At 33.1% G+C, this 22,278-nt stretch carries 16 protein-coding genes; 12 read left to right on the forward strand and 4 right to left on the reverse strand.

The window, feature by feature from the left end; genetic code table 11:
* Positions 1-196: 196 nt before the first annotated feature.
* The 3 genes from MKX96_RS01350 to MKX96_RS01360 form a co-directional block, all read right to left on the reverse strand.
* A complete protein-coding gene (locus MKX96_RS01350) occupies positions 197-439 on the reverse strand; it encodes a hypothetical protein (RefSeq protein ID WP_169360605.1) in 243 nt (80 codons plus the stop codon).
* 150 nt (positions 440-589) lie between these two features.
* A complete protein-coding gene (locus MKX96_RS01355; RefSeq protein WP_169360604.1) occupies positions 590-2,284 on the reverse strand; it encodes an ATP-dependent helicase in 1,695 nt (564 codons plus the stop codon).
* A complete protein-coding gene (locus MKX96_RS01360; RefSeq protein WP_169360603.1) occupies positions 2,263-4,332 on the reverse strand; it encodes an ATP-dependent nuclease in 2,070 nt (689 codons plus the stop codon). Before MKX96_RS01360 ends, MKX96_RS01355 begins: the two co-directional genes overlap by 22 nt.
* A 402-nt stretch (positions 4,333-4,734) precedes the next feature.
* On the opposite strand from MKX96_RS01360, the gene MKX96_RS01365 reads away from it, so the two are divergent.
* The 12 genes from MKX96_RS01365 (at position 4,735) to MKX96_RS01420 (ending at position 19,612) form a co-directional block, all read left to right on the forward strand.
* Positions 4,735-5,544, forward strand: coding sequence for a TnsA endonuclease N-terminal domain-containing protein (locus MKX96_RS01365; RefSeq protein WP_169360602.1), 810 nt, complete (start codon positions 4,735-4,737; stop codon positions 5,542-5,544).
* A 25-nt stretch (positions 5,545-5,569) separates the two neighbouring features.
* The gene (locus MKX96_RS01370) at positions 5,570-7,735 is read left to right on the forward strand and encodes a Mu transposase C-terminal domain-containing protein (RefSeq protein ID WP_169360601.1); all 2,166 of its coding nucleotides are present in this window, start codon (positions 5,570-5,572) and stop codon (positions 7,733-7,735) included.
* Entirely contained in the window at positions 7,725-9,443 is a 1,719-nt protein-coding gene (locus MKX96_RS01375) for an ATP-binding protein (RefSeq protein ID WP_169360620.1), read from the forward strand. The genes MKX96_RS01370 and MKX96_RS01375 overlap by 11 nt, the downstream gene beginning before the upstream one ends.
* 1 nt (position 9,444) lies before the next feature.
* Positions 9,445-11,352 (forward strand): TnsD family Tn7-like transposition protein, encoded by a 1,908-nt coding sequence (locus MKX96_RS01380; protein ID WP_169360600.1) that lies wholly within the window; start codon positions 9,445-9,447, stop codon positions 11,350-11,352.
* A gap of 15 nt (positions 11,353-11,367) precedes the next feature.
* Positions 11,368-13,209 (forward strand): TnsD family Tn7-like transposition protein, encoded by a 1,842-nt coding sequence (locus MKX96_RS01385; RefSeq protein WP_340766005.1) that lies wholly within the window; start codon positions 11,368-11,370, stop codon positions 13,207-13,209.
* A 582-nt stretch (positions 13,210-13,791) separates the two neighbouring features.
* Positions 13,792-14,502: a cytochrome c biogenesis CcdA family protein gene (locus tag MKX96_RS01390; RefSeq protein WP_169360598.1), complete on the forward strand. Its 711-nt coding sequence runs from the start codon at positions 13,792-13,794 to the stop codon at positions 14,500-14,502.
* Between the two features lie 42 nt (positions 14,503-14,544).
* Positions 14,545-15,078, forward strand: a complete 534-nt coding sequence (resA, locus tag MKX96_RS01395) for a thiol-disulfide oxidoreductase ResA (protein ID WP_169360597.1) — start codon at positions 14,545-14,547, stop codon at positions 15,076-15,078.
* Positions 15,079-15,156: 78 nt separating this feature from the next.
* Entirely contained in the window at positions 15,157-16,518 is a 1,362-nt protein-coding gene (locus tag MKX96_RS01400; RefSeq protein WP_340765999.1) for a HAMP domain-containing sensor histidine kinase, read from the forward strand.
* 52 nt (positions 16,519-16,570) lie between these two features.
* Positions 16,571-17,248, forward strand: a complete 678-nt coding sequence (locus MKX96_RS01405) for a response regulator transcription factor (RefSeq protein ID WP_277586697.1) — start codon at positions 16,571-16,573, stop codon at positions 17,246-17,248.
* A gap of 15 nt (positions 17,249-17,263) precedes the next feature.
* Entirely contained in the window at positions 17,264-18,187 is a 924-nt protein-coding gene (locus MKX96_RS01410; protein WP_340765996.1) for a F510_1955 family glycosylhydrolase, read from the forward strand.
* A gap of 22 nt (positions 18,188-18,209) precedes the next feature.
* Positions 18,210-18,944 (forward strand): urease accessory protein UreH domain-containing protein, encoded by a 735-nt coding sequence (locus MKX96_RS01415; RefSeq protein ID WP_277586695.1) that lies wholly within the window; start codon positions 18,210-18,212, stop codon positions 18,942-18,944.
* A gap of 209 nt (positions 18,945-19,153) precedes the next feature.
* Complete coding sequence (locus tag MKX96_RS01420) at positions 19,154-19,612, forward strand: VanZ family protein (RefSeq protein WP_340765993.1); 459 nt, start codon at positions 19,154-19,156, stop codon at positions 19,610-19,612.
* 87 nt (positions 19,613-19,699) lie between these two features.
* Here MKX96_RS01420 and MKX96_RS01425 read toward each other — a convergent pair whose 3' ends face one another.
* Positions 19,700-21,763 carry a copper-translocating P-type ATPase gene (locus tag MKX96_RS01425; RefSeq protein WP_277586693.1) on the reverse strand — a complete coding sequence of 688 codons (2,064 nt, stop codon included), beginning with the start codon at positions 21,761-21,763 and terminating at the stop codon, positions 19,700-19,702.
* Positions 21,764-22,278 lie beyond the last annotated feature (515 nt).

Consider the following 22,278-nt stretch of genomic DNA (forward strand, 5'->3'; position numbering starts at 1 on the left):
TGGGGGACCTGGTGAAAACCCGCTACAATTCTCTTTCACAAAGGACTCAAAAAAATCTAGTTCCTTTTTCTTTTAATAAAATATCTCAAATATAGTAGAACCAGATTAAAAATTGGGTAGTATACCTAATCAATATTGCATGTAAAGGATTTAAAAGTTAATGATATAATCGTACTTAAAGAGAAAAAAATAAATATCAGGAGTTATTGTATGAAGTTTGATTGGGGAGTTTAAACTTACTTCTTAATCCTCCATTGTATTCCAGCCATTTTTCTTTTTCTCGCTCTACTGCTCGGTTTTGCCATTCAAACCACACATATTCACACTCGCTACAATGACTTTCTACACCGTTATTATTACTTACATCTCTCCGAGTAAATATGCTCTTTTTACGACAACTGTAGCAATAGATTACTTTATCATCATCTTTTTTTAACATAGATAATTTTCCCTCCTATTTACAATATTTATTGTCCATTAATAGACTCCTTATTCTTTAACCGAAATATTTTTATTTGTTTATGTTAATTATTAATAGCGTCGAGGCCACATCCACAAAAAAAAGGACCAAATTGAGTCCTTTTTTTGCTTATAAGTAAATGGGGTCTATATTTAGATGTGCTAACTCCTGAAGTACTTCACTAGAAATAACAGGAACATTAATAAATAGGTTCTTTTTTGCTCTACTTAATGCGACATAGTAAACGCGGTGATCTTCTTTACTCATATCAGGTGTAAGCAAAAATTCAAGGCTCTTTTCACTATTGGTCTCTGGAATCACAACAAGAACATTGTCAAATTCATCGCCCTTTGACTTGTGGATAGTCTTAAACACACTTATATCATCAGAAATTTTGACTTCTATTGCTGCTCTCTTATAAAGTAATTGTTCATAGTAGCCTTTCACCTTTCCACTCGAAATTTTTCCTTTAACTCCATAATGACCAAAAATGTAATTGTTATAAAAATCTTTAATATTTCCATCGCAAAAATTATTATATGCTTCTAAGAGTCTTTTCAGATTGCTAAATGCTTTCTTATCTGAAAATCCATCAATCTTTCTGTAAGCTTTTTTCATAAATTTGATGGCATCTTGTAACTTTAATTGCTTCCCGTATTCAATTGCATGGATAATATAATAAATCATCCATCCTCTAGAACTATCTCCAAAAATCAAATCGATTCCCTCCGTGTTATTACCCTTGAAATCATATTTAATAGCATTAGTTTCATTATTTCGGTAAGCCAATGTATAGAAACTGTTAATCCCAAGAGTTTGAGAAACATACTTATGTGCTGTAAATGAACTTCCAATTAGTAATACTGGAATCTCGCCAACCTTTTTGTCTGGACTACATTGATTAAAGTCTCTCTGGGATCGTATATGATTTAGTATTTTGATGATTTGTTCAGTAGAGCGATGATTGTTTTCTAAATAATGAAGGGACATACCATCAAGTTTAAATTGATCAAACAAATTATCATCAGTACCTTGAAATGAGAATATGGCCTGACAAGGATCTCCAATAACCCCGATTACCGTTTCTTTCTCCGCAATTAATTTAATGATTTCAGCTTGTAGAGGACTTGTGTCTTGAAACTCATCTAGTAGAATATAAGGGAATTTTGCTCTAATAACTTCTCTTATTTCATTTTTTTGAAGTAGAAGCAAATATGAAAAGTATAGAACATCATCATGACTCAAAAGTCCATTTTCCCAGCATAATTCTTTATAAACTAAGTATGAATTTTTCTTGATATTATAGCGTCCAACCTTGGATTGGTATACTTTGAGAAAATTCAGTTCTATTGTAGTTCCATTTAACATCCACATTAAATTTCCCAAAGAATGAGCTAGATCCTTATTGAGACTCTCATCAAAATGTTGTTTACTTCTAGTTTTGTATTCTTGAAGTAAAGACCTTCCTAATTTAACTTCTTCGTGCCCGTCTAAATGTTCAACAGGAAAAGGACAATCATCTAACATCCACAAATACGGTTTTAAAACATGTTTGTAAAGAAAGCTATGTATAGTGCTTACCTCAACATCTTCAGCTGTATCTTTCAGACGACTTTTTAAGGTTTCTACACCGATATTAGTGTAAGTAATACAAGCAACTTTTTTAACTTTCGATAGCTTTTTTGATTGATTTAAAATCCAGTGAATATGACGAGTTAGAAACGTGGTTTTTCCTGCACCTGGACCTGCATAAAGCTTGAAGTGATTGTCAATTGGTATATTTCCATTACTATCGTTTAGCTTTACTGCTTTTGACAAATCCATGTTATCGCCTCTTTAATGTAGTCTGGGGGACTAATTTTTTCTTTATTACTTGTAGCAACAACATAAGCTAATTCCTGTGCTACTTGGCCCTTTTTTATAGAATTTAAATATCGTCCGGCTATTATTTTAGCTTTTATTTTTTCCGCTTTTTTAGGTTCATTAAATATTTCACCACTAACATATTCTCTAACTTCCTTTCCATAATTATTTTCGCTTAATATATCTGTAATATCTTGAATCGACTTCCCATCCTTTAAAGCGCTCATTAATCGTTTTATTTCTTCTATATTAGAGACTGATTCTGTTAGTAGGCTTTCAGTAGTAATATTTTTCAATAATAGGTCATATTCAAATGTAGAACTTTCCTTTTCTTTTTGGCTAAATACTTTAATTAAATCTTGTTTATTATTTTTTCTTTTATCAATCAAAGTATTCGAATATGATTTATATTCATAGTTATTTGGAGCAACGTCAATAAACAATGGTGAACAAGCAACCCAAGAAGCACCCTTTTTTCTTTCTTTTCGGACGGGATCTAGGTCTGTAATACATGCAACCTTTTTCTTAATAGCATACTCGCTCTTTTCTTGATCAAACAATTTTAAAAAGTGATCAAAGTACCGACCACCAATATTAATGATTGAAGTATGAGTATCCACTAGATCAAAATCCAACTTTTTTGCAAACTCTGGAACTAACAACAACTCTGCTAAGCCCTCCACCAAAATTAAACTGTTTGCAAAGAACATATCTGCTTTTGTCACATCAATAAAACGTTTTACGTAATTTTTCGATTTTTGGTCTTCTGTACTTGCAGTAAATACTCTCCCTGGATAAGCGACATGAACATTTTCCTGCTCTTTTTGCAATACAATGATATCATCCAATTCAACAGCTGCAGTTATATTTGGTGAATGAGAGGTTATAAAAATTTGATTTACTTGAGAACTTTGGTTTTCTTTTAAGAACTTCAAAAACTTATATTGCATATTAGGATGTAAATGGGCTTCAGGCTCTTCAATAGCTAAAATTGAATAGACCTTTGCATTTGAGCCTAAGTAATCCCCTGACGCATCTTTCTGCATTTTTGCCAGCAGAAGAGAAATGTAAATCAAGTTATTATAGCCAAGACCATTATGTATAGCAGGAAGTTTAATACCCGTTTCACTTTCTATAATTAGTTTAAGAGCAGAATATAGTTCTGTATCTAATATCGTCCCATCAAAAGATGGCTTCATACCTCCAAATCCAGCTCCAGTATCTTCAACGTATTTAAGCATGTGAATGTTTCCTTCACTCATCCGAGCTTGCAATGAAGTAATCAAAAGTTGTGCATCAGTTGAAAAAGCTTTCTTCTTAGCTTTTATTTGTTTTATTTTTTCATCTTTGTTAAGTTTTTCATCAATCTTAATCTCGTAGTCCATAAAAAAGTCGATTACTTCTTTTAATAAGGTATTTCTTCCAGTGAAAAGATCACGTTCAACATCCCTAATGGCAGTTAAGAATTGAAAGTCAAATTTATTTATGTTTTCTGGATCAATTAGGTTTTTTTGTTCTGGATTTCCTACATAAATCTTTTGTGTGTATTTTCTCAAAAAAATGTTACGAATGACATTCCAGTATTCTTCAGTTTGATTTACATCTATGTCAGACATCGTTTTTACGTAAGAATCCACTTCCTTATCTGGTAGGTAGAACTCGTAAGTAATGCAAGCTTCATATGGACTCTCAATTTTAGTAAGCCAGGTTGATACAGTTACAAGGTCATCAGAGTATTCAGGTTCCTCTAGCGACTCAACTAATTTTGCTGAAATTATTATTTTTGGAGGAGCCTTTTTTAATTCTGTAGTTGTAATAGTTCTATTAAAATCATCAACAGATAAACGTTTGTTCTGTTGATTATCAAATAACAATTGCAATGCTTTAATAATTGTTGTCTTTCCAGCATTATTTTGACCTATTATCACATTAGTACCTTCGTGAAATTCAATTGTTGTTCTAGAATTAAATGTTCTAAAATTCTCGATACTTAATTCAGCGATATACATTTTCAATTCATCCTTTTCTTTAGACTTATAAGCTACATTAAAAATTTATAAAGAAGATAAACATAATAAAATAAGGATTTGTATTAATATTTTTATCCTTTCAACATAGAACTTTGCAAAAGGATTATTAAAGGTTTCCCACTCTTGGAGCAAACAAAGGATTTATCAAATGCTTTAAATAGGAATCCGTTATTTTGCCTTAAACTATATCTTTTAATTTAAAGTTCCTACTATTTTTAAAATAGTGTTTTAAAATAGTCTATTAAGGTTATTATACTACATATAAAATAAACATTTAGATTTTTCTGATAAGTAAAATTCAGAGTGAAAATTATTAAAACTATTATTGAGGTGCATAATGGAATACCGTTATGTGCCTTTTATTATATTGGGGGTTGTTAAATGAGTAATAGCAGTATTAGTAAGTCACATTTAAATCGTTTGAGTGATGGCAGGGGCCAGGGGAGAGGGAAAGACTATGTACCTTTTATACAAGCCAATGACAATAAGGTAGCTTCTGAGGGATGGTTGACAAGGACGCATGGATGGAAAACAAGGAGAATACATCATACTCTATCCAAACATGAATACCAATTTCTTCTTGTTCAAGAATGGGCAGACTGTGTTGTAGATATTAGAGAACAGTATCCGTTGACCCCAATAGAAATGACTATTGAAATTGCGGATAAATTAAATATTCGCCATCCACATTACAAAGGTGAGAAGGTAATTATGTCAACGGATTTTATGTTAAGTGTAGTAAACGAAGACGGGGAAATAACTGATGTAGCTAGAACTATAAAACCAGTGACTAAGCTTACAAAGAGAACATTAGAATTATTTGAAATAGAGAGACGATATTTCCTAGAGATGGGTATAAGTTGGAAAATGGTTTTTGATAAACCAAAACCAATAAATATGATTAAAAACATAGACTGGATGTATGATGCAAAATTTTTAGGTACACGGCCAGGTGTTGACTCAGAAGTTATAGATTTAGTTGCTGATCCTTTACTTAAAACCCTTTTCTCTTGTAGCCCAAAAGATTCTATAAGTAAAAATTGTTTGAAATGCGATATGAAACTTGGGTTGGAGGCTGGTACATCTTTATATATTGTTCAGCACATGTTGGTAAATAAGTTATGGAAAACAGATATGAATCTGCTTATAAGGGAAAATAGACCTCTAAGTTTGATTGTTGATAGACAGTAGTATTAAAAAAATGAGGTGAATTTGTATGCAATTATTTGAAAATACCATAATACAATTTGAAAATATTTCCGACCAAGAATTAGTGTTGGAAAGAATATTATGGATTTCTGAGGATCGTAGTAAAGTAGTTCTTATGAATATAATGAATAGGAAAAAAATGCAATTTCCCTATTTTCGCTCGTATCAAGATTTAATTCAACTAATTGAAGATGGAGTTGCAAGCACATATAATTTAGAGCCTGATATAAGGTTGATTAAAGCCAATCAGGAATATTCGAAGAGGCATATTGATAACAGAGATATTAAGTGGGAGATAATAAAGTCAATAGTTATGAAAGAACCAGAGATATACTATCCAGAATCTAGAGGTTTAATGGTTAGAGAGGTAATGAAAATTACAGGAAAACAAAGAAAAACTATTCATGAATGGATAAAAAAATACTGGTTTTATGGAAAATCAATTAATGGTCTATTAAATAATTACTTTGATTGTGGGGTAAATAAAAGACAATACTCTGATAAGAAAGCTGGTCCAAAAGCTGAAGATGGAAATGAGTATATTATCCGTGATGAAGACAAGGAAAATTTTCTATGGGCCATAAAAAAATTTCATATTGAACAAGGATTAACTATTACAGAAACCCATAAAAAACTTTTACAACATAGGTATAAAACGGGATTTTATCGAGAGTTTAACGAAATGGTCCCAATAGTAGAACCCGAGAAATGTCCAACATTAAGAATGTTTCGCTATTGGTATCAGAACAACTTTAACTCAAAGCAGAAATACAGTGCAAGGTATGGTGAGCGAAAAGCAGAGATGAATGCAAGAGCTTTTAAGGGTACACCAGAGGAAAATGTTCAAGGTCCAGGTGCTTATTATGAGATTGATTCGACTCCAGCAGATGTAATTCTTGTGTCGTTAGATAGAGAAACGGTAATAGGTAGGGCACATGTATATTTTGTCAAAGATGTTATGTCCAGAATGATTGTCGGTGTACACATTTGCATTACTCCATCTTGGGAAGAAGAAATGGTAGCTTTAGAAAATGCTTCTACTAATAAAGTAGAGTATTGTAAAAGGTTTGGAATAGAAATAACGGAAGAAGATTGGCCTTGCCTCCATTTGCCTAAATTTATTGTTGGAGACCGTGGAGAACATAAAAGTAGAAACTCAAATAATTTAGTGGATATTAATGTGAGAGTCGGAAACACACCTTCCTATCGTGGAGATTTTAAGCCATATATTGAACAACAATTTCGTAGATATAATGCAAGAATACGAGAATCCATACCCGTTAGTGCTGTTCGAAAGGAGCATCGAGAAAGAGGGGACAAGAACCCAGAGAACTACGCGGTCCATACAATCGAGGCTTTTTCGAAATTGACTATTTTATTTGTCCTTGAGTTTAACAAATCTGCTTTACCGGATGAATATCTAATGACGAGGGAAATGTTCGAGGAAAAAGTTGAATTGACTCCATTGGGAATATGGAACTGGGGATTAAAAAAGAATCTCCTCCACGAAATGCCACGAGATTTAATTAGATTAAAACTACTACCGAAAGGAGAAGGCATAGTAACAAGAAGCGGTATTACCTTTAAGAAAATGTCCTTTTCTTCGGATAGAGGTTTTGAGGAAAAGTGGTTTGAACAAGAGAGTATTTATGGACAAAAAAAGGTAGTTGTGAATTATGATCCTAGAAATTGTAGTAGTATTTTTATTAGCTTAAAGGATGGAACATTTGAACCGTGCTTCCTAACACCAAAATTCAATGACTATAGGGATTTACACTTCAATGATGTTAAGGTGTTGTTGAGTTATAAGAACAAACAGCTTAAACAGCTAAAAAAACAACGGGTAAATATAGAGGGTCCCCTAGATGCTGTTGCAGAAAGTTTATCTTTATCTGAGAAAGAGAAAACAAAAGAGGCACAAAGAGGTATGCCGAAATCTGGAAAGTTTAAGAATAAGCGACTTGCACGTAATTTAGACAAGAGGATGACTTCTAGTGAGGATGCATGGACTACAGTTAAGAGAGAGGAAGATATTAAACAGGTAAGTAATGAAGTCTCAAGTAATAGTGAAAATACAAATCGTCAATCCGAAATTACAAAAATGACAGAAATGCAGCTTTTCTTAATGTCTAAAAACAAGGAGAGACGAGAAAATCGTGGAAATGAAAAATGATCGTTTTATCTATTTAAAGGGCTATCAAGTAAGAGCAGAATATAAGGAACAAATTGTCCCTGAAAGTATAGGGAATCCTTTTATCGAGGCACTTCCTAATCGTTTATCACGAGAAGAACTCTATGATCTACTTTATTCAGTTCCAAGGTTCAATGGTAATATAGATGGCCTCGATGATGAGGATAGAATTGAATTGGTACAACAGATTAAGCCTAGTTTTTGGTTACCTCTTTCTTCTCATTTCAATAAATACCGGAACCTATATAGTATGATAAAAATCGGCTATCAATCAAGGAATCCGATGACTCCTCTATATCATAGGTATCTTTCTGTTGGATATGACAAAATATTAGAACATGGCACAGATGAGAAGGGGCTAAACCTCCTTGGACAAACCCAAACTGCTCAACAGTGCGCAGAAATTGGATTAAGTGGTATGGGAAAATCGAAGTCATACGACAAGCTTTTATCCTTGATTCCTCAAGTAATTCATCATACTAGCTACAAAAATAACCAATTAACTTGTAAACAAGTGGTTTGGTTAAAAATTGAATGTCCTAGTAATAAATCAATAGGTGCTCTATGTCGGAATTTTTATACAGCTGTTGATGACTTGTTGGGCACTACTTACTATGAGGATTTAGCTGAGAAGGATGGCAGAATTGAAGTATTAGCAAAGCGTATGGCAAAAGTTGCAGGTTTAATAAATTTGGGCATTTTAGTAATTGATGAAATCCAAAGAGTAAACCGTGCTCATTCAGGCGGAGATGAAAAAATGATTGATTTCATTACGGAACTTACTAATTCTATAGGTATTCCAATTGTCATTATAGGAACTTTTAAAGCTCTTTATATTTTTAAATCGAGCTTAGCCAATACCCGTAGGGGAGTATCTAATAGCTATGGAGAAAATATAACGGACAGAATGAAAGATGAATGGGAATGGGAACAGTTTATTGAGAGTTTATGGGATCTGCAATATACCAAAAGCTTCACTGAAATTACACCTGAAATTAAATCTGCCATGTATTATCATACGATTGGAATTCCTGATTTTGCGGTCAAACTATTTATGCATGTACAATCCCATGCAATTCTATATAGTGACACTGAAAAGATAGATGTTGAAATGATAGAAAGTGTTGCTAATAAAACTTTAAGACTGGTACAACCAATATTCGAACGTATTCGAAATGGAGAAGAAGTAAACGCTGATGAGTTCGATGATTTAAAACCTGACTGGATCTCGTTTAATAGTTATCTTATGGATATTCGTCACCGTATACAAATAGACGGTCAGATGTCGGAAGAGCATAAAAGAATTTTATTGCAAAGAAATAAGAGAATCTTAATTGAACAATTAACTAGCTTTGCGACAAGGATGGGTTGTACAGAAGAAGAAGCTAAAAAGTATGCAATAAGAGTTGAACGAGAAAACAATGGTTCACAGGATAATGAGCTGTTGTATGCTGAAATGGCAAAGTTAGTATTGGAAAACAACAGTATTGTAACGAGCGAAGAGGTTACTGGAAAATCAAGTAAAAGCAATAAGAGAAGGAAGAAAAACCTGGAAGAATACGATCACGATGATTTAAGGTTCGTGGTCTTTGAAGGTTTAAATACTAATAAAACCACTGATGAAGCACTTCGAGATGCTGGACTTGTTAGTTTATATGAGGAATTCGTTTTAGGGAAAGAGGAGACTTGATATGAGCAATATCATATCTTTCCCAACTACTTTTCCAGATGAAGATTTTAGGAGTATTTTATATAGATACCATTTACGTTCCCCACATAGATCTTATCTAAAAAATAGAAAAGAATTATTAGGAAAAGCATATTCTACTATGGTTATGTACCCTGAAAATTTAATTCATGTTATTAATGGGCTAGGAGTTTCTGAAGAATTTATAATAAATCTTATTGATAATCACACATTCTATCCTCTTTTTCGACCTTTTGTTAATAAAGACTTACATAATACTATAACCAATGTATTTTACAATTCTAGTGGCGGTTTAAGCATGAAAATTAAAACACTGGAAAACCAGTTTTTATCAAATAGTATTAGGTATTGCCCGACTTGCCTAAATGATGATTATGAAAGGTTCGGAGAAGTATATGCGCACAGAACACATCAATTTTCTTTTTTAACCGTTTGTCCTATTCACGAAACAAAACTCGTTTATAGTTGCTCTCACTGCGACATACCCTTTGCAAGCAGTAATGCTAATTTAATGTTAACCGAGCCCAAGTGTCCGAATGGCCATGAGATTAATGAAAATACTAAAGAATGGATGGACACCAATAAATATGAATTCCTAGATGATATTAAAGCACTTATGTCGTATAACACCTTAACATTAAACTATGTCTATCAACAACTAATGGTTCGCCTAGGAAACAGAGGATACATTCATTTTAAAGGAGATACTATTTTTAAGAAGGACCTTATTTCTGATATGGTTGATTACTATGGGAAAGAAGTTTTAATTGAGTTAGGATTGAATGTTAATGAACTTTTGAGAGTAATGCCTAGTTTATTCGCACCAGATGATTTGAGGAAGCATACAATATTTTACATTTTATTAATGCGTTTTCTTTCTGGGAATACAGAGAACTTCTTAAAACAGGATGAAACTTATTTCTTTCCATTACCATTCGGAAATGGTCCATGGGTATGTAATAATCGAATATGTCCCCAGTATAATCAAAGGGTAATAAATATATGTAGAAGAAAAGTTCATGAGTGGATTACTGGCTATTTTACTTGTAATTATTGTGGAATGACTTATTATAGAAAAGGTTTTCCCCATTTGGAAGATGAAACTCTATTTTCAATTGAAACAATGGGTGCATTATTTATTAATCAGGCAACAAAGTATATTAACAAAGGGTATACTATTACTCAAACTGCAGAGTTCCTTCGTTCAAATAGAACAACTGTTAGAAAGTATTTGAAGCTTTATAAGAAGGAAAATGAAAGTAATCTGTTAACAATAAACCAGAATAATGGACACAAAGAGATTTTGCAAGGAAAACTTGAGGTAGCGGTAACAGACAACAATTCAAAGTTAGAACTATGTAAAGAGACTGTTCTCGAAGCTATTAGTATTTTAGGTAAGCGAGCAAATAGACCTCAAATTAGAAAATACAATATTCATCGATACGATTGGGGAATGAAGCATGATCGTACTTGGATGGAACTTCATTTGCCACCAAAAAGAAAATTACCTAAAATGCTGAATTTAGAATCTTTAGATGATGAAATGTATCAACTAGTTTCAGCAGCTGTAGATAGATTGTGGGAAAATCCACCTGAAACGAAGATTACCAAAACTTCAATATTTAAAACAATACCAAGTTTTGTGCAGAACCGTTGTTATAGATTTAGTGAGTATCTTCCAAGGACAATACATTTAATAGAGCGTAGCTTAGAAACAGACGATCAATATTTAATTCGTATTTTCCCGAAAGTAGTTAAGTGGTTTAAAGAATCCAGGTATAAAAATTTATCGTTAAAATTGATTCAAAATAGATTTAAAATGTATAAAAAGAGTTCACTTACGGTTATACAATGGTTAGAGGATCAAATCGATCAAATTAACTCGTCGTAAGGAGCATTAAGAAGTATGCATTTTTTTCCTCCACTTTATCCAGACGAATTGCTATATAGTGCATTAGCCAGATATCATAATTACTCTGGAAATGAAAGCTTTAAAAAAACTATGAGAGATTTATTCGGGTGTGAAACAGTATGTTCTGTAACTGATTTACCATGCAATCTAGATGTATTAGCTTCACGGATTCCTGGTAAAGTTATCAGCAAAGAGAAATTGCTTTATGACCATACTTTAATGCCCTATTATAGTCACTTTATTCCTAGTGATAGACTAGAAAATATTCGAGAGGAAATGTACTTTAGCAACGGACGTTCTATCCATATGTTGGTGGGCTTAACCGCAAACGGTGTGAAACCTCCCAAAAATTTAAGATATTGTACAGTGTGTGCAATGAATAATAGAGCTCAGTATGGTTTAGCTTATTGGCATCGTGCACATCAAATACCGGGAGTTATAGTATGTTACAAGCATAAGGTTAATTTAAGAGAGGCTAATGTTCCGTACTCGCAAAGAAGAAATAAGCATGAATTTGTTCCTTTAGACACTATTACAATAAATATTAATACGGAAGAGGTAATTGTAGAAAATTATCTAAATTTATTTATAGCGCAGAATTCATTTTATTTACTAAATTACAATTCAGAGAAGATTGTAAGAAAAAATAATGTAAGGAACATTTATTTAAAAGAAATACAGAATATAAATATGTTATCAGTAAAGGGTAGAATAAAGTTCTATAAACTAATCCCTAGCTTTAACAATTATTATGGACGTGATTTATTAACATTAATGGGAAGTCATGTGGAAGAAGATAAACAGCATACCTGGTTACATAAATTTTTGCGAAATTCTGATGAAGTGATTCACCCGCTGAGGCATATCTTATTACACGGTTTCTTGGGGCAGAGCATAACTTCCACAATTTTAGAAAGTAATTCTTCATCAACGTTAGTTAATCCATTCTTCAATGGTCCTTGGCCTTGTTTAAATAAAGTATCAAGACATTTTGGAGAGAAAGTCATTACTTTATGTACTATTACAAGATGCTCGGATACGGGGAAACCAGTTGGGACTTTTACTTGTGAATGCGGATTTGTCTATTCACGAAGGGGACCTGATACGTCTGAAGGAGCTCAAATGGAATTTGGGCGGATAAAGGAGTTTGGCGATGTTTGGAAGAATAAACTTTGGGTATTATGGGGAGATGAAAAGTTATCTTTAAGGGAAAAAGCAAGACAATTGGGTGTTGACCCTAAGACTGTTAAACGCCAGGCTAATTTATTGATCACTGATACCAATATATATAATGGCACACTAAAAACTCTAAACGGTTTTATACAAACAAGGAGAAATGAATGGATATTTATTAAAAATGAACAACCATCTCCATTAAGAAAATCGTTATACAATTGGTTATATAAGCATGATAGGAATTGGTTGATGCAAAATAAACCCAATAATATGAATCAAAGATCTAACAAGAATCGAGTAGATTGGAATTATAGGGATGAGAATATGGCAATGCTGGTAAGGGAAACAGCAAATCAATTAATAACAATAAGACAGCTTCGTATAACTAAGGCTGAAATAGGTAGGAGAATAGGATACTTATCCTTGATTGAAAAACAGTTAGAAAAACTACCCAAAACCAAAAGAGAACTGGAAAGAGTTGTAGAAACAACAGAACAATTTCAAATTCGTAGAATAGACTTAAGTATTGAAGAGCTGATGAGAAACAATGAAATATTAAAAGTATGGAAAATTGCTAAGAAGGCAGGATTAAGAACCGATGTTCTAAATCATTTAAAAGATTTAATAATTAAAAAGATAAGATTAAATAGCTCTATTTAAAGTGTCAACTATATGACAAGGATACTTTCGAGGAAAAAGCAAAACAAGTAAGAAGCAATTACAAGGTAAACTAAACATGTCATTCTATAATAAACGAGGTAACCCTAATTTGATTAGGGTTACCTCGTTTATTAATTGTATAGGTAAAATTACGGTGCTAATGTTTTTCAAATACATTTTTTTTTGAATTGAAAGTAGTCTTATCTAAAAAATCTAATGAAGAAAACAAAAAAATAGTTAGACACAGAAAGCTCATAAAGTTCATTATAATATTTTTTGGGGTTACTTCTGCATAGTTTCTTCATATTTATTCTCTATACTATCTCAGAGGATTGCCTTAATCAGTTGTCCCAAGGCTAATCCTTTGTTGATTCTAGTTTGAATAATATATCTTAAATCGTTCAAATATTATTATTTAGAATATTTTGTTAGTTAATGTCCTCTTAATATAAAGACACGCAAGTAGGCACAGCTTGGATAAATATCTATAAGTTTAGTGACTTATTTAAACTCTTTGAATTGCTAGAAGGATTAGAAAGCATTGTTAGTAGATTATAAGCATGAAAGGTTAGGTGAAACTCTTTGTTTGAACAATTAAGTTTATTTTTAGCTTTTGGTGCGGGATTACTGTCTTTTATATCACCTTGTTCATTACCCCTTTATCCTGCATTTCTGTCCTATGTTACCGGGGTATCTTTAAATGAACTAAAAGAAGAAAAAGGAATACTAAATAAGAAGGCATTGGTACACACGCTTCTATTTTTACTTGGATTTTCAGCCATCTTTATGGCATTGGGTTTTTCCACCTCTTTCATCGGGACGTTTTTTCTTCAATACCAAGACTTACTAAGACAAATTGGTGCTATTATCCTCGTATTTTTTGGTTTAGTAGTTATTGGGGTTTTTAAATTTGAATTTTTACTATCAGAGAAAAGAGTCCAATTCAGAAAAAGACCTAAAGGTTATATAGGATCCGTATTGATCGGTATGGGGTTTGCTGCTGGATGGACACCGTGTACTGGACCAATACTAGCAGGTGTAATTGCTTTAGGAGTTTCTGACCCTGACAGAGGAATGTTGTATATGCTATTTTATGTACTGGGTTTCTCCATTCCGTTTCTCATAATGTCATTGTTTATTGGAAAAATGAAGTTTCTTCAAAAGAGAAATGGACTTTTCATGAGATTAGGTGGATTTTTAATGATTATAATGGGTATCTTGTTGTATTTTGATATGATGACAAAAATAATAGCAATTTTAACTCCTTTTTTTGGAGGATTTACAGGGTTTTAGAGCACAATTATAAATAATTAGGAAAGTAGGTTTATTGTTACTATGGATAAGAAGCAAAAAAGATTTTACATACGGTTTGTACTCTTGATATTAATGGTTGGAGTAATTATCTTCACCATATATTCTAACTTATCTAAAGAGAAAAATGGTGTATTACAAGTAGGAGATGAAGCTCCTGACTTCGTTCTAACTGATATGAATGGAGAAAGACATCAATTGTCGGAGTACAAAGGACAAGGAGTCTTTTTGAATTTCTGGGGAACTTGGTGTAAACCATGTGAAAGAGAATTTCCGCTAATGGACAAACAGTATCAAGAAGTTAAAGATCAAGGACTTCAAATACTAGCGGTAAACATAGGAGAATCTGATTTTGTAGTTCAAAAATATATTGATCGAAAAGGCTTAACTTTTCCAGTTTTAATTGATGACAATAAAAGTGTAATGGAAACTTATAATATTAACCCTTTGCCAACTACTTTTCTTATTAACCCAGAAGGGAAAATAGAGAAAATAATAACCGGCGAGATGAGTGAAGACAGTATAAAACAATATATGGAGCAAATATTGCCTATCTAAACTTAAATGTTATCAGACAACAATGTATTTGCAACTTAACAATCCAGATTTAACTAGTTGGGAGGATCGAATGCTCTAATGAATAGAATATCGACAAAGTTAACAGCCTACTTTTTTATTGTTGTATTGATAATGGAAACATTTCTAATTTTTTATCTCCATAGAAATATTATTCACACAAGAATTGATGAAGAATTTTCTTTATTGTTGAAAAACGGATCAAATCATAGAGAAGTACTTGAAGAATACTATTCCGAAACAACCATGAAACATATCGTATTGATGGAAAAAGGAGGAGATAGAGAAGTTGTCATTACGGATAATAAAGGTGGAATCATTAGTAGCTCCTTCAAAAACAATGCATCTTTAACAGAATTTCTTCCTCTAATTAAGAATCTTGATTTGAGAAGCGATGAGGTATTGATTTCGGATTGGGAAGAGTCTCCATATATCATTAGTGCACACCCTTACAAAGGGAGTAATAACCAATCAGGCTATGTTGTCATGTTTCAAAGTACAAGTTCTATTGAACAATTGGTGGATAAGTTAAACATGCATTTTGGGATTGCTGGTGGGACGAGTGTTTTTCTTCTATTTATTGTCTATACAGCTCTATCTAGACTTCTCACAAGACCTTTAATACGTATGAAGGAAGCCACTGAGAAATTAAGCAAAGGGGATTTTGAAGTGAGTCTTCCATACATCGGTAAAGATGAACTTGGTGATTTGTCAGGTTCTATTCAAAAATTAGCTGATGATTTAGAAAGGATGAAAACAGAGCGAAATGAGTTTCTAGCCTCGGTTGCTCATGAACTAAGAACTCCTTTAACATACTTAATTGGTTATTCAAATGTAGCCATGAGAAAAGAAATTAGTATAGAAGAACGAGAACAGTATCTTGCAATAATAGCTGAAGAGTCAGAACGAATGAAAGAACTTGTGAGAAATTTATTAGATTTAGCAAAAATGGATGAGAATACTTTTACTGTGACAAAAGATTATTTTTGGGCACAAACGTTTTTTGAAAATATTATCAAACTAGTTGGACCTTCTTTTGAGATGAAGAATATTAAGCTTAGTTTTGCATGTGGGGACAACTTTCAAGTCCATGCTGATTCCCTACGATTAGAGCAAATTGTATTGAATTTACTGGATAATGCCTTGAAATATTCTAAAGAAAATACACAGGTTACACTGAAAGTTCATAAAAAAGAAAAGAAAACAATCATTTCCGTAATTGATTTCGGAAGAGGTATCCCCTCTGATGAAATTGAATTCATTTTTGAAAAGTTATATCGTGTTGAAAAGTCGCGCTCACGTTTATCTGGTGGTTCGGGAATTGGACTTGCTGTTGTGAAGGAATTAGTAGAAGCACATGGTGGTAGCATTGAAGTCCAAAGTGTCTTGGGCAAAGGAAGTACATTTACCATAATGATTTAGCTTTATTTAGAATTTCGTCTAGCAGTAATTGAATAGGAGGTTTTTAGAATATATGCGGACAATTTTATTGGTTGATGATGAGCAAAGGATGTTAGATCTAATTGAATTGTTTCTCCTACCGCTTGGATTCAGATGTATTAAAGAAACAAATGGCCTGGAATCAATTGAGTTACTAAGAAACGAGAAAGTTAATCTTGTCCTGTTAGACGTTATGATGCCAGATGTAGATGGATGGGAAGTATGTAGAAAGATACGTGAATTTTCAAATGTACCTATTATTATGCTTACAGCTAGATCCGATAAGATGGATTTAGTAAAAGGATTAAACACAGGGGCGGACGATTATATTACCAAACCTTTCGATGAAAAAGAGTTGGTAGCTAGAGTAAATGCCGTTTTACGACGGTTCTCTGAACACAAAACAGAGGAAGAAAAGATTTCATACGAAGACTTTAAGTTAGATAAAGAAACTTATTCCTTGCAATATCATAGTCTAATCTCACCATTAACATTGAAGGAGTTTTATATCGTGGAAGCATTAATTTCTCGCCCTAAAAAGACTTTTACACGAGAAGAACTTTTGCATGCTGCGTGGGAGTATGACACATATACAGATACGAGAACAGTGGACTCACATATTCGAAATTTAAGAGAGAAATTGAAAAATGCTGGCTTTCCTATTGATGAATTTCTTAAAACTGTATGGGGAATAGGATATAAATGGAGCTAAAGGAGAAAAGTCGAAATGAAGAAATATAAAATTATATTCAGTTTATTAGTATTAATATTAGTCCTATCTGCATGTAACTCAAATGAAAATGATGTTTTCTCATTCGAGGGAGTAAATAATAATAAAATTGATCATATACACGGTTTAGGTTATATAAATGGAGAAAGCGATGTCGTCATTGCAACTCATCTTGGGTTATATAAATATGCCAAGGATGGTTGGAAAGAAGCAAATAGTCAAAAACATGACTATATGGGCTTTCAAGCTGTAAGAGAAGGATTCTTTTCAAGTGGTCATCCAGAAGAAGGTTCTGAATATAAAAATCCTCTTGGTCTTATTAAAAGCATAGATGAAGGAGCAAGTTTCGAACAATTAGCGTTTTACGGAGAGATTGATTTTCATTACCTTGCAGCTGGTTATGATTCAAGTACGATTTACGTGTTAAATGAAATGCCAGTTGAAGAAATGGACGCAGGTCTACATTATTCTCTAAATGAAGGAGATTCATGGACTAAAGCTGCTATGAATGGGTTTAATTCCGATTATATTTCTAATTTGTCGGCTCATCCCACTCGTAAAGAATTGATTACAATCGGTAGTAAGGATGGATTATTTATTTCGAATGATTATGGCCAAAACTTTAAGTTAATGAATGATACAAAAATGATCACTTATGTAACATTGACTGAAACGGGAGGTTTATATACTAATTTTGAGAATAATACCGTCTACCTTAAGTCCTTCTTGTTTGAGAGTAACGAAGAAATTAATGTACAACTTCCAAAAGAATTGAAGATGGATCCAATCACTTTTATCTCAGTAAATCCTGAAAATCAACAAGAGATTGTATTAGTTACAAATAGTAATAATATTTATATAACAAAAGATGAAGGACTAACTTGGGACCAGATTGCTTCTAACGGTGAGTTAGCAGAATAAGAAGATGGAGGGTGTTTCACGGATGTATAGTTTGATGTCGAGATTTAGTCAAACAATTAGTGAACCAGTTACTGTTTTCTTACGCTCCTATGAACATTCCCCAATTGTAGTTGCGCTCCTTCTCGGCTTGATTGGAGCTGTGGCACCATGCCAACTGACAGGAAATATGAGTGCAATTACATTTTACGGAAATCGCACTGTTCAAATGAAAAATAATTGGGGAGAAATACTATCCTTTATAGCAGGAAAGATTATAGTATTTAGTCTGATTGGGTTGCTGGCTTGGATATTTGGTCAATCATTTGAAACTAAAATGACAGAGTATTTCCCTTTATTTCGTAAAGTAATTGGTCCACTACTAGTAATTACTGGACTTGTACTTTTAGGAATTTTTAAGCTTAGATTTCTTAATCGTTTAACAATGTATATCCCTATGGCATTAAAGGAAGGAAAGCCGGGATCCTTTATGTTGGGAGCAAGCTTTTCACTCGCATTTTGTCCAACTATGTTTGTTCTCTTTTTTGTCTGGCTTATGCCAACTGTTGTATCAACTTCCTATGGTTTTTTATTACCTGCTGTCTTTGGAATTGCAACGTCGATTCCACTAATCCTTTTATTTGTTTTAATATGGTTATTTGATGCTAAGAAAATAATTATGAAACGTAGCATGAAAATGGGAAGATTGATACAACGCATAGCGGGGGGCGTTTTAGTAGTTATAGGACTTTTTGATACCATCACTTATTGGGGGATATAATTTACAAATGAGCTGTCAAATATTAAGAAGACAAAATTATTCCCTGTTAGTAGTAAAAAGCAGTTAGATTATATAATACTTAAATAGTTAGTCTAAAAGTACTGCATGGAAGAGCCTGTCTAATGGGTCTCTCCATGTATTTTTTATTTAAAATACATGTTATATGAAGTAGTTCGTGTTGATGAGGAAAGTTTATCAGGAGGAAAGAAATGAACACTGCTAAAAATACTTTAGTTTGTATTAGTTTAATATTATATTTATTTGCATTAGTTTTTATATTATTCTTTGATTCAAGAGGTTATAGATTGTCAGAGGTATCTTTTGGGGAATACATAAATTGGTCTTCAAATTTTATACCATTTAGAACTATAAATCTATATATTCATTCTATAGCCCATGGAACTTTGAATATTAAGATCCCTTTAAAAAACCTTGGTGGTAATTTAATTTTGTTTTTACCTATGGGCATTTTTTTACCGCTCATTATTAAAAGAATTAATAATATACGTATATATGTAATTACAATGACTGTTTTATTATTATTTATTGAGGTAACACAAGTGGTTTCAAGAAGAGGAAGTTTCGATATTGATGATTTGATTCTCAACATGCTAGGTGCTGTAATAGGATTTGCAATTTGGAACGATAGATTTGTTAAGAAGTATTAAACTATTTCCTATTCACTAAATTTGCAAAAACTCCAAGAAGAATTTACTTCTCCTTAGAGCTTAAATAAATTATTATGAAAAACACATCTACAGCTTTAGTAGTCGCGCATTGATAGCAACTATTACTGTACTTAGAGACATTAAGATCGCCCCAAATGCAGGACTTAGTACAATTCCATATTTATAAAAGAATCCTGCTGCTAATGGAATTGCTACAATATTATATCCTGCAGCCCACCATAAGTTTTGTGTCATTTTTCGGTAAGTAGCTCTTGAAAGCTTGATAATATTAACTACATCTAGCGGATTACTTTTTACAAGGACGACATCAGCAGTTTCTATTGCAACATCAGTTCCTGCACCTACAGCAATTCCTAAATCAGCTTTTGCAAGAGCTGGCGCATCATTGACACCATCTCCCGTCATTGCAGTAAGAAGGCCGTCTGTCCTTTGTATATGTTCAATCTTTTCGGATTTTTGATGAGGAAGAACCTCTGGAAAGATTTCTTTCATACCTAACTGTTGTCCGACATATTGAGCAACCTTAGCATTATCACCTGTTAGCATAATAGATTTAATTTTCATTTCTTTAAGTTGATTAATGGCTTCAATTGCTGTTTCGCGAACGATATCTGAAAGTGCGATCATACCTGCGTACTTATTATCCACCAAAGTGAAAACAACTGTCTTACCCTCTGAAGACCACGTGTCAAATTGTTCTTTGTCATAATTTAAATTCAATTCTTTGATATATCCCGGACTAACCACTAGGATTTGTTTTCCGTTCACTGTTCCTCGGAGGCCTTTTCCAGTTAATGATTGAAAGTTCCCTAATTTTAAAGGTGTAATACCCATTTCCGTTGCTTTTTTTATAATACCTTTTGCTAGTGGATGTTGGGACTGAACTTCTACCGACGCTGCATATGAAATAACATCTTTCTCACTATAATCCTTTGAAGTACTTATATTTGTTACACCAAATTCACCTTTTGTTAAAGTTCCTGTCTTATCAAAAACGACTGCTTCGATATTGCGAGCTCCTTCAAAGGCTGCACGATTTCGAATCAGAAGGCCATTTTTGGCTGCAATCGAAGTGGATACTGCAACCACTAAAGGTGCTGCAAGCCCTAAAGCATGAGGACAAGCTATGATTAATACCGTAACCATTCTTTCCATGGCAAAGGAAACTGGATAACCAAGAGAAATCCAAATGAAGTATGTTGCAAGGCCTGCTACAAGGGCACCGTAAAATAACCACTTTGCAGCCCTATTTGCAAGGTCTTGAGCGCGGGACTTAGATTCCTGTGCTTCTTTAACTAAACTAATAATTTGGGAAAGATAGGTTTCATTTCCCGTTTTCATTACAGAAATAATAAGTGCACCTTCACCATTAATTGATCCTCCAATAGCCTCTTGGTTAGCTTCTTTTTCAATAGGGACAGATTCACCTGTTAGCATGGATTCATCAATCGTAGATTTTCCATCGACTATTTTACCGTCTATAGGTATTTTTTCGCCAGGTTTGACCAAAACTCGATTTCCTTGTTTTAAACTAGCCACTTCTACTTCTGTTACTCTACCTTCATCGTCGACAAGATGAGCTTCCGAAGGCATTAATTTAGCAAGTTCCTCCAAAGCTTTCGAAGCACCCATAACAGATTTCATTTCAATCCAATGACCAAGTAACATTATGTCAACAAGAGTAGCCAATTCCCAGAAGAAATCATTTTCAGCAAAACCAAATACAGAAGCTGTACTATATACATACGCCACGCTAATAGCCAAGGAAATTAGTGTCATCATCCCAGGGTTACGTTTTTTTAGTTCGTCTTTTGCTCCCACAAGAAATGGCCAACCACCATAAAAGAATATGAAAGTAGAGAGCGCAAACAGTATATACATATCACCTTCAAAGCGCCAATCAACCCCAAGGAACATTTGAATCATTGGGGACAGTATTAAAATTGGAATCGTAATAATTAATGAAATATAAAAACGTTTTTTAAAATCCTCCACCATATGGGAATGGTGATTATGATGTCCATTAAGAGTTTGTTTAATGCCATGGGTCTGATCAGCACCATGACTATCATGTTCTCCTTGTCCTTTTTGGTTATTGGAATTGTGTTCATGATGTGAGTGATTAGTCATCTTCAAGTTCCACCTGCCTCGTTATATAGTTTTGCAATTAGTATATACAATAAATATGCATTAATTATGCAATATTATAATAGCAAAACAATTTTGACATCACTCAATGAGGATGTCAGCCAAACAACATGAGCTTTTTAAAGTTCTCTATTATGGAGTGTTTGATCCCGGCTCAGGGGACTAATGCCGAATAATCTATTTCCTCACATAGGGAGATGATAAAAGACGGTTTCAGCTGTCAATACAGGGTGGGTTAAACAGTTAGTTAAATAATTAGCTAGTTTACTTTTAGAGGGAAGCTTAATATCTTCTTCAATTTCCGTTTATATTTGCTTCTTTTATAGCACGATATAATTGTTCATACAGTGGAGTTTTTGATTCTTATACCAGCTAGAACATTAAAAATCCATCCTTCCCTCTAATCTGACCACTTCAATTATTTTAATTCTGACGCTTTTCGCAGGGTCAAATTTTATTATACTAAGCTTATAAAGATAATGGAGGGAAAATAAATA

The sequence above is a fragment of the Psychrobacillus sp. FSL W7-1493 genome, assembly GCF_038004905.1.
Taxonomy (GTDB): Bacteria; Bacillota; Bacilli; order Bacillales_A; family Planococcaceae; genus Psychrobacillus.

Coding starts and splice junctions, on each gene's coding strand:
- MKX96_RS01360 (WP_169360603.1), bottom strand. CDS start 4,332: ATGTATATCGCTGAATTAAGTATCGAGAATTTTAGAACATTTAATTCT.
- MKX96_RS01415 (WP_277586695.1), top strand. CDS start 18,210: ATGTATAGTTTGATGTCGAGATTTAGTCAAACAATTAGTGAACCAGTT.
- MKX96_RS01355 (WP_169360604.1), bottom strand. CDS start 2,284: ATGGATTTGTCAAAAGCAGTAAAGCTAAACGATAGTAATGGAAATATA.
- MKX96_RS01425 (WP_277586693.1), bottom strand. CDS start 21,763: ATGACTAATCACTCACATCATGAACACAATTCCAATAACCAAAAAGGA.
- MKX96_RS01405 (WP_277586697.1), top strand. CDS start 16,571: ATGCGGACAATTTTATTGGTTGATGATGAGCAAAGGATGTTAGATCTA.
- MKX96_RS01400 (WP_340765999.1), top strand. CDS start 15,157: ATGAATAGAATATCGACAAAGTTAACAGCCTACTTTTTTATTGTTGTA.
- MKX96_RS01420 (WP_340765993.1), top strand. CDS start 19,154: ATGAACACTGCTAAAAATACTTTAGTTTGTATTAGTTTAATATTATAT.
- MKX96_RS01380 (WP_169360600.1), top strand. CDS start 9,445: ATGAGCAATATCATATCTTTCCCAACTACTTTTCCAGATGAAGATTTT.
- resA (WP_169360597.1), top strand. CDS start 14,545: ATGGATAAGAAGCAAAAAAGATTTTACATACGGTTTGTACTCTTGATA.
- MKX96_RS01365 (WP_169360602.1), top strand. CDS start 4,735: ATGAGTAATAGCAGTATTAGTAAGTCACATTTAAATCGTTTGAGTGAT.
- MKX96_RS01350 (WP_169360605.1), bottom strand. CDS start 439: ATGTTAAAAAAAGATGATGATAAAGTAATCTATTGCTACAGTTGTCGT.
- MKX96_RS01375 (WP_169360620.1), top strand. CDS start 7,725: ATGAAAAATGATCGTTTTATCTATTTAAAGGGCTATCAAGTAAGAGCA.
- MKX96_RS01410 (WP_340765996.1), top strand. CDS start 17,264: ATGAAGAAATATAAAATTATATTCAGTTTATTAGTATTAATATTAGTC.
- MKX96_RS01370 (WP_169360601.1), top strand. CDS start 5,570: ATGCAATTATTTGAAAATACCATAATACAATTTGAAAATATTTCCGAC.
- MKX96_RS01385 (WP_340766005.1), top strand. CDS start 11,368: ATGCATTTTTTTCCTCCACTTTATCCAGACGAATTGCTATATAGTGCA.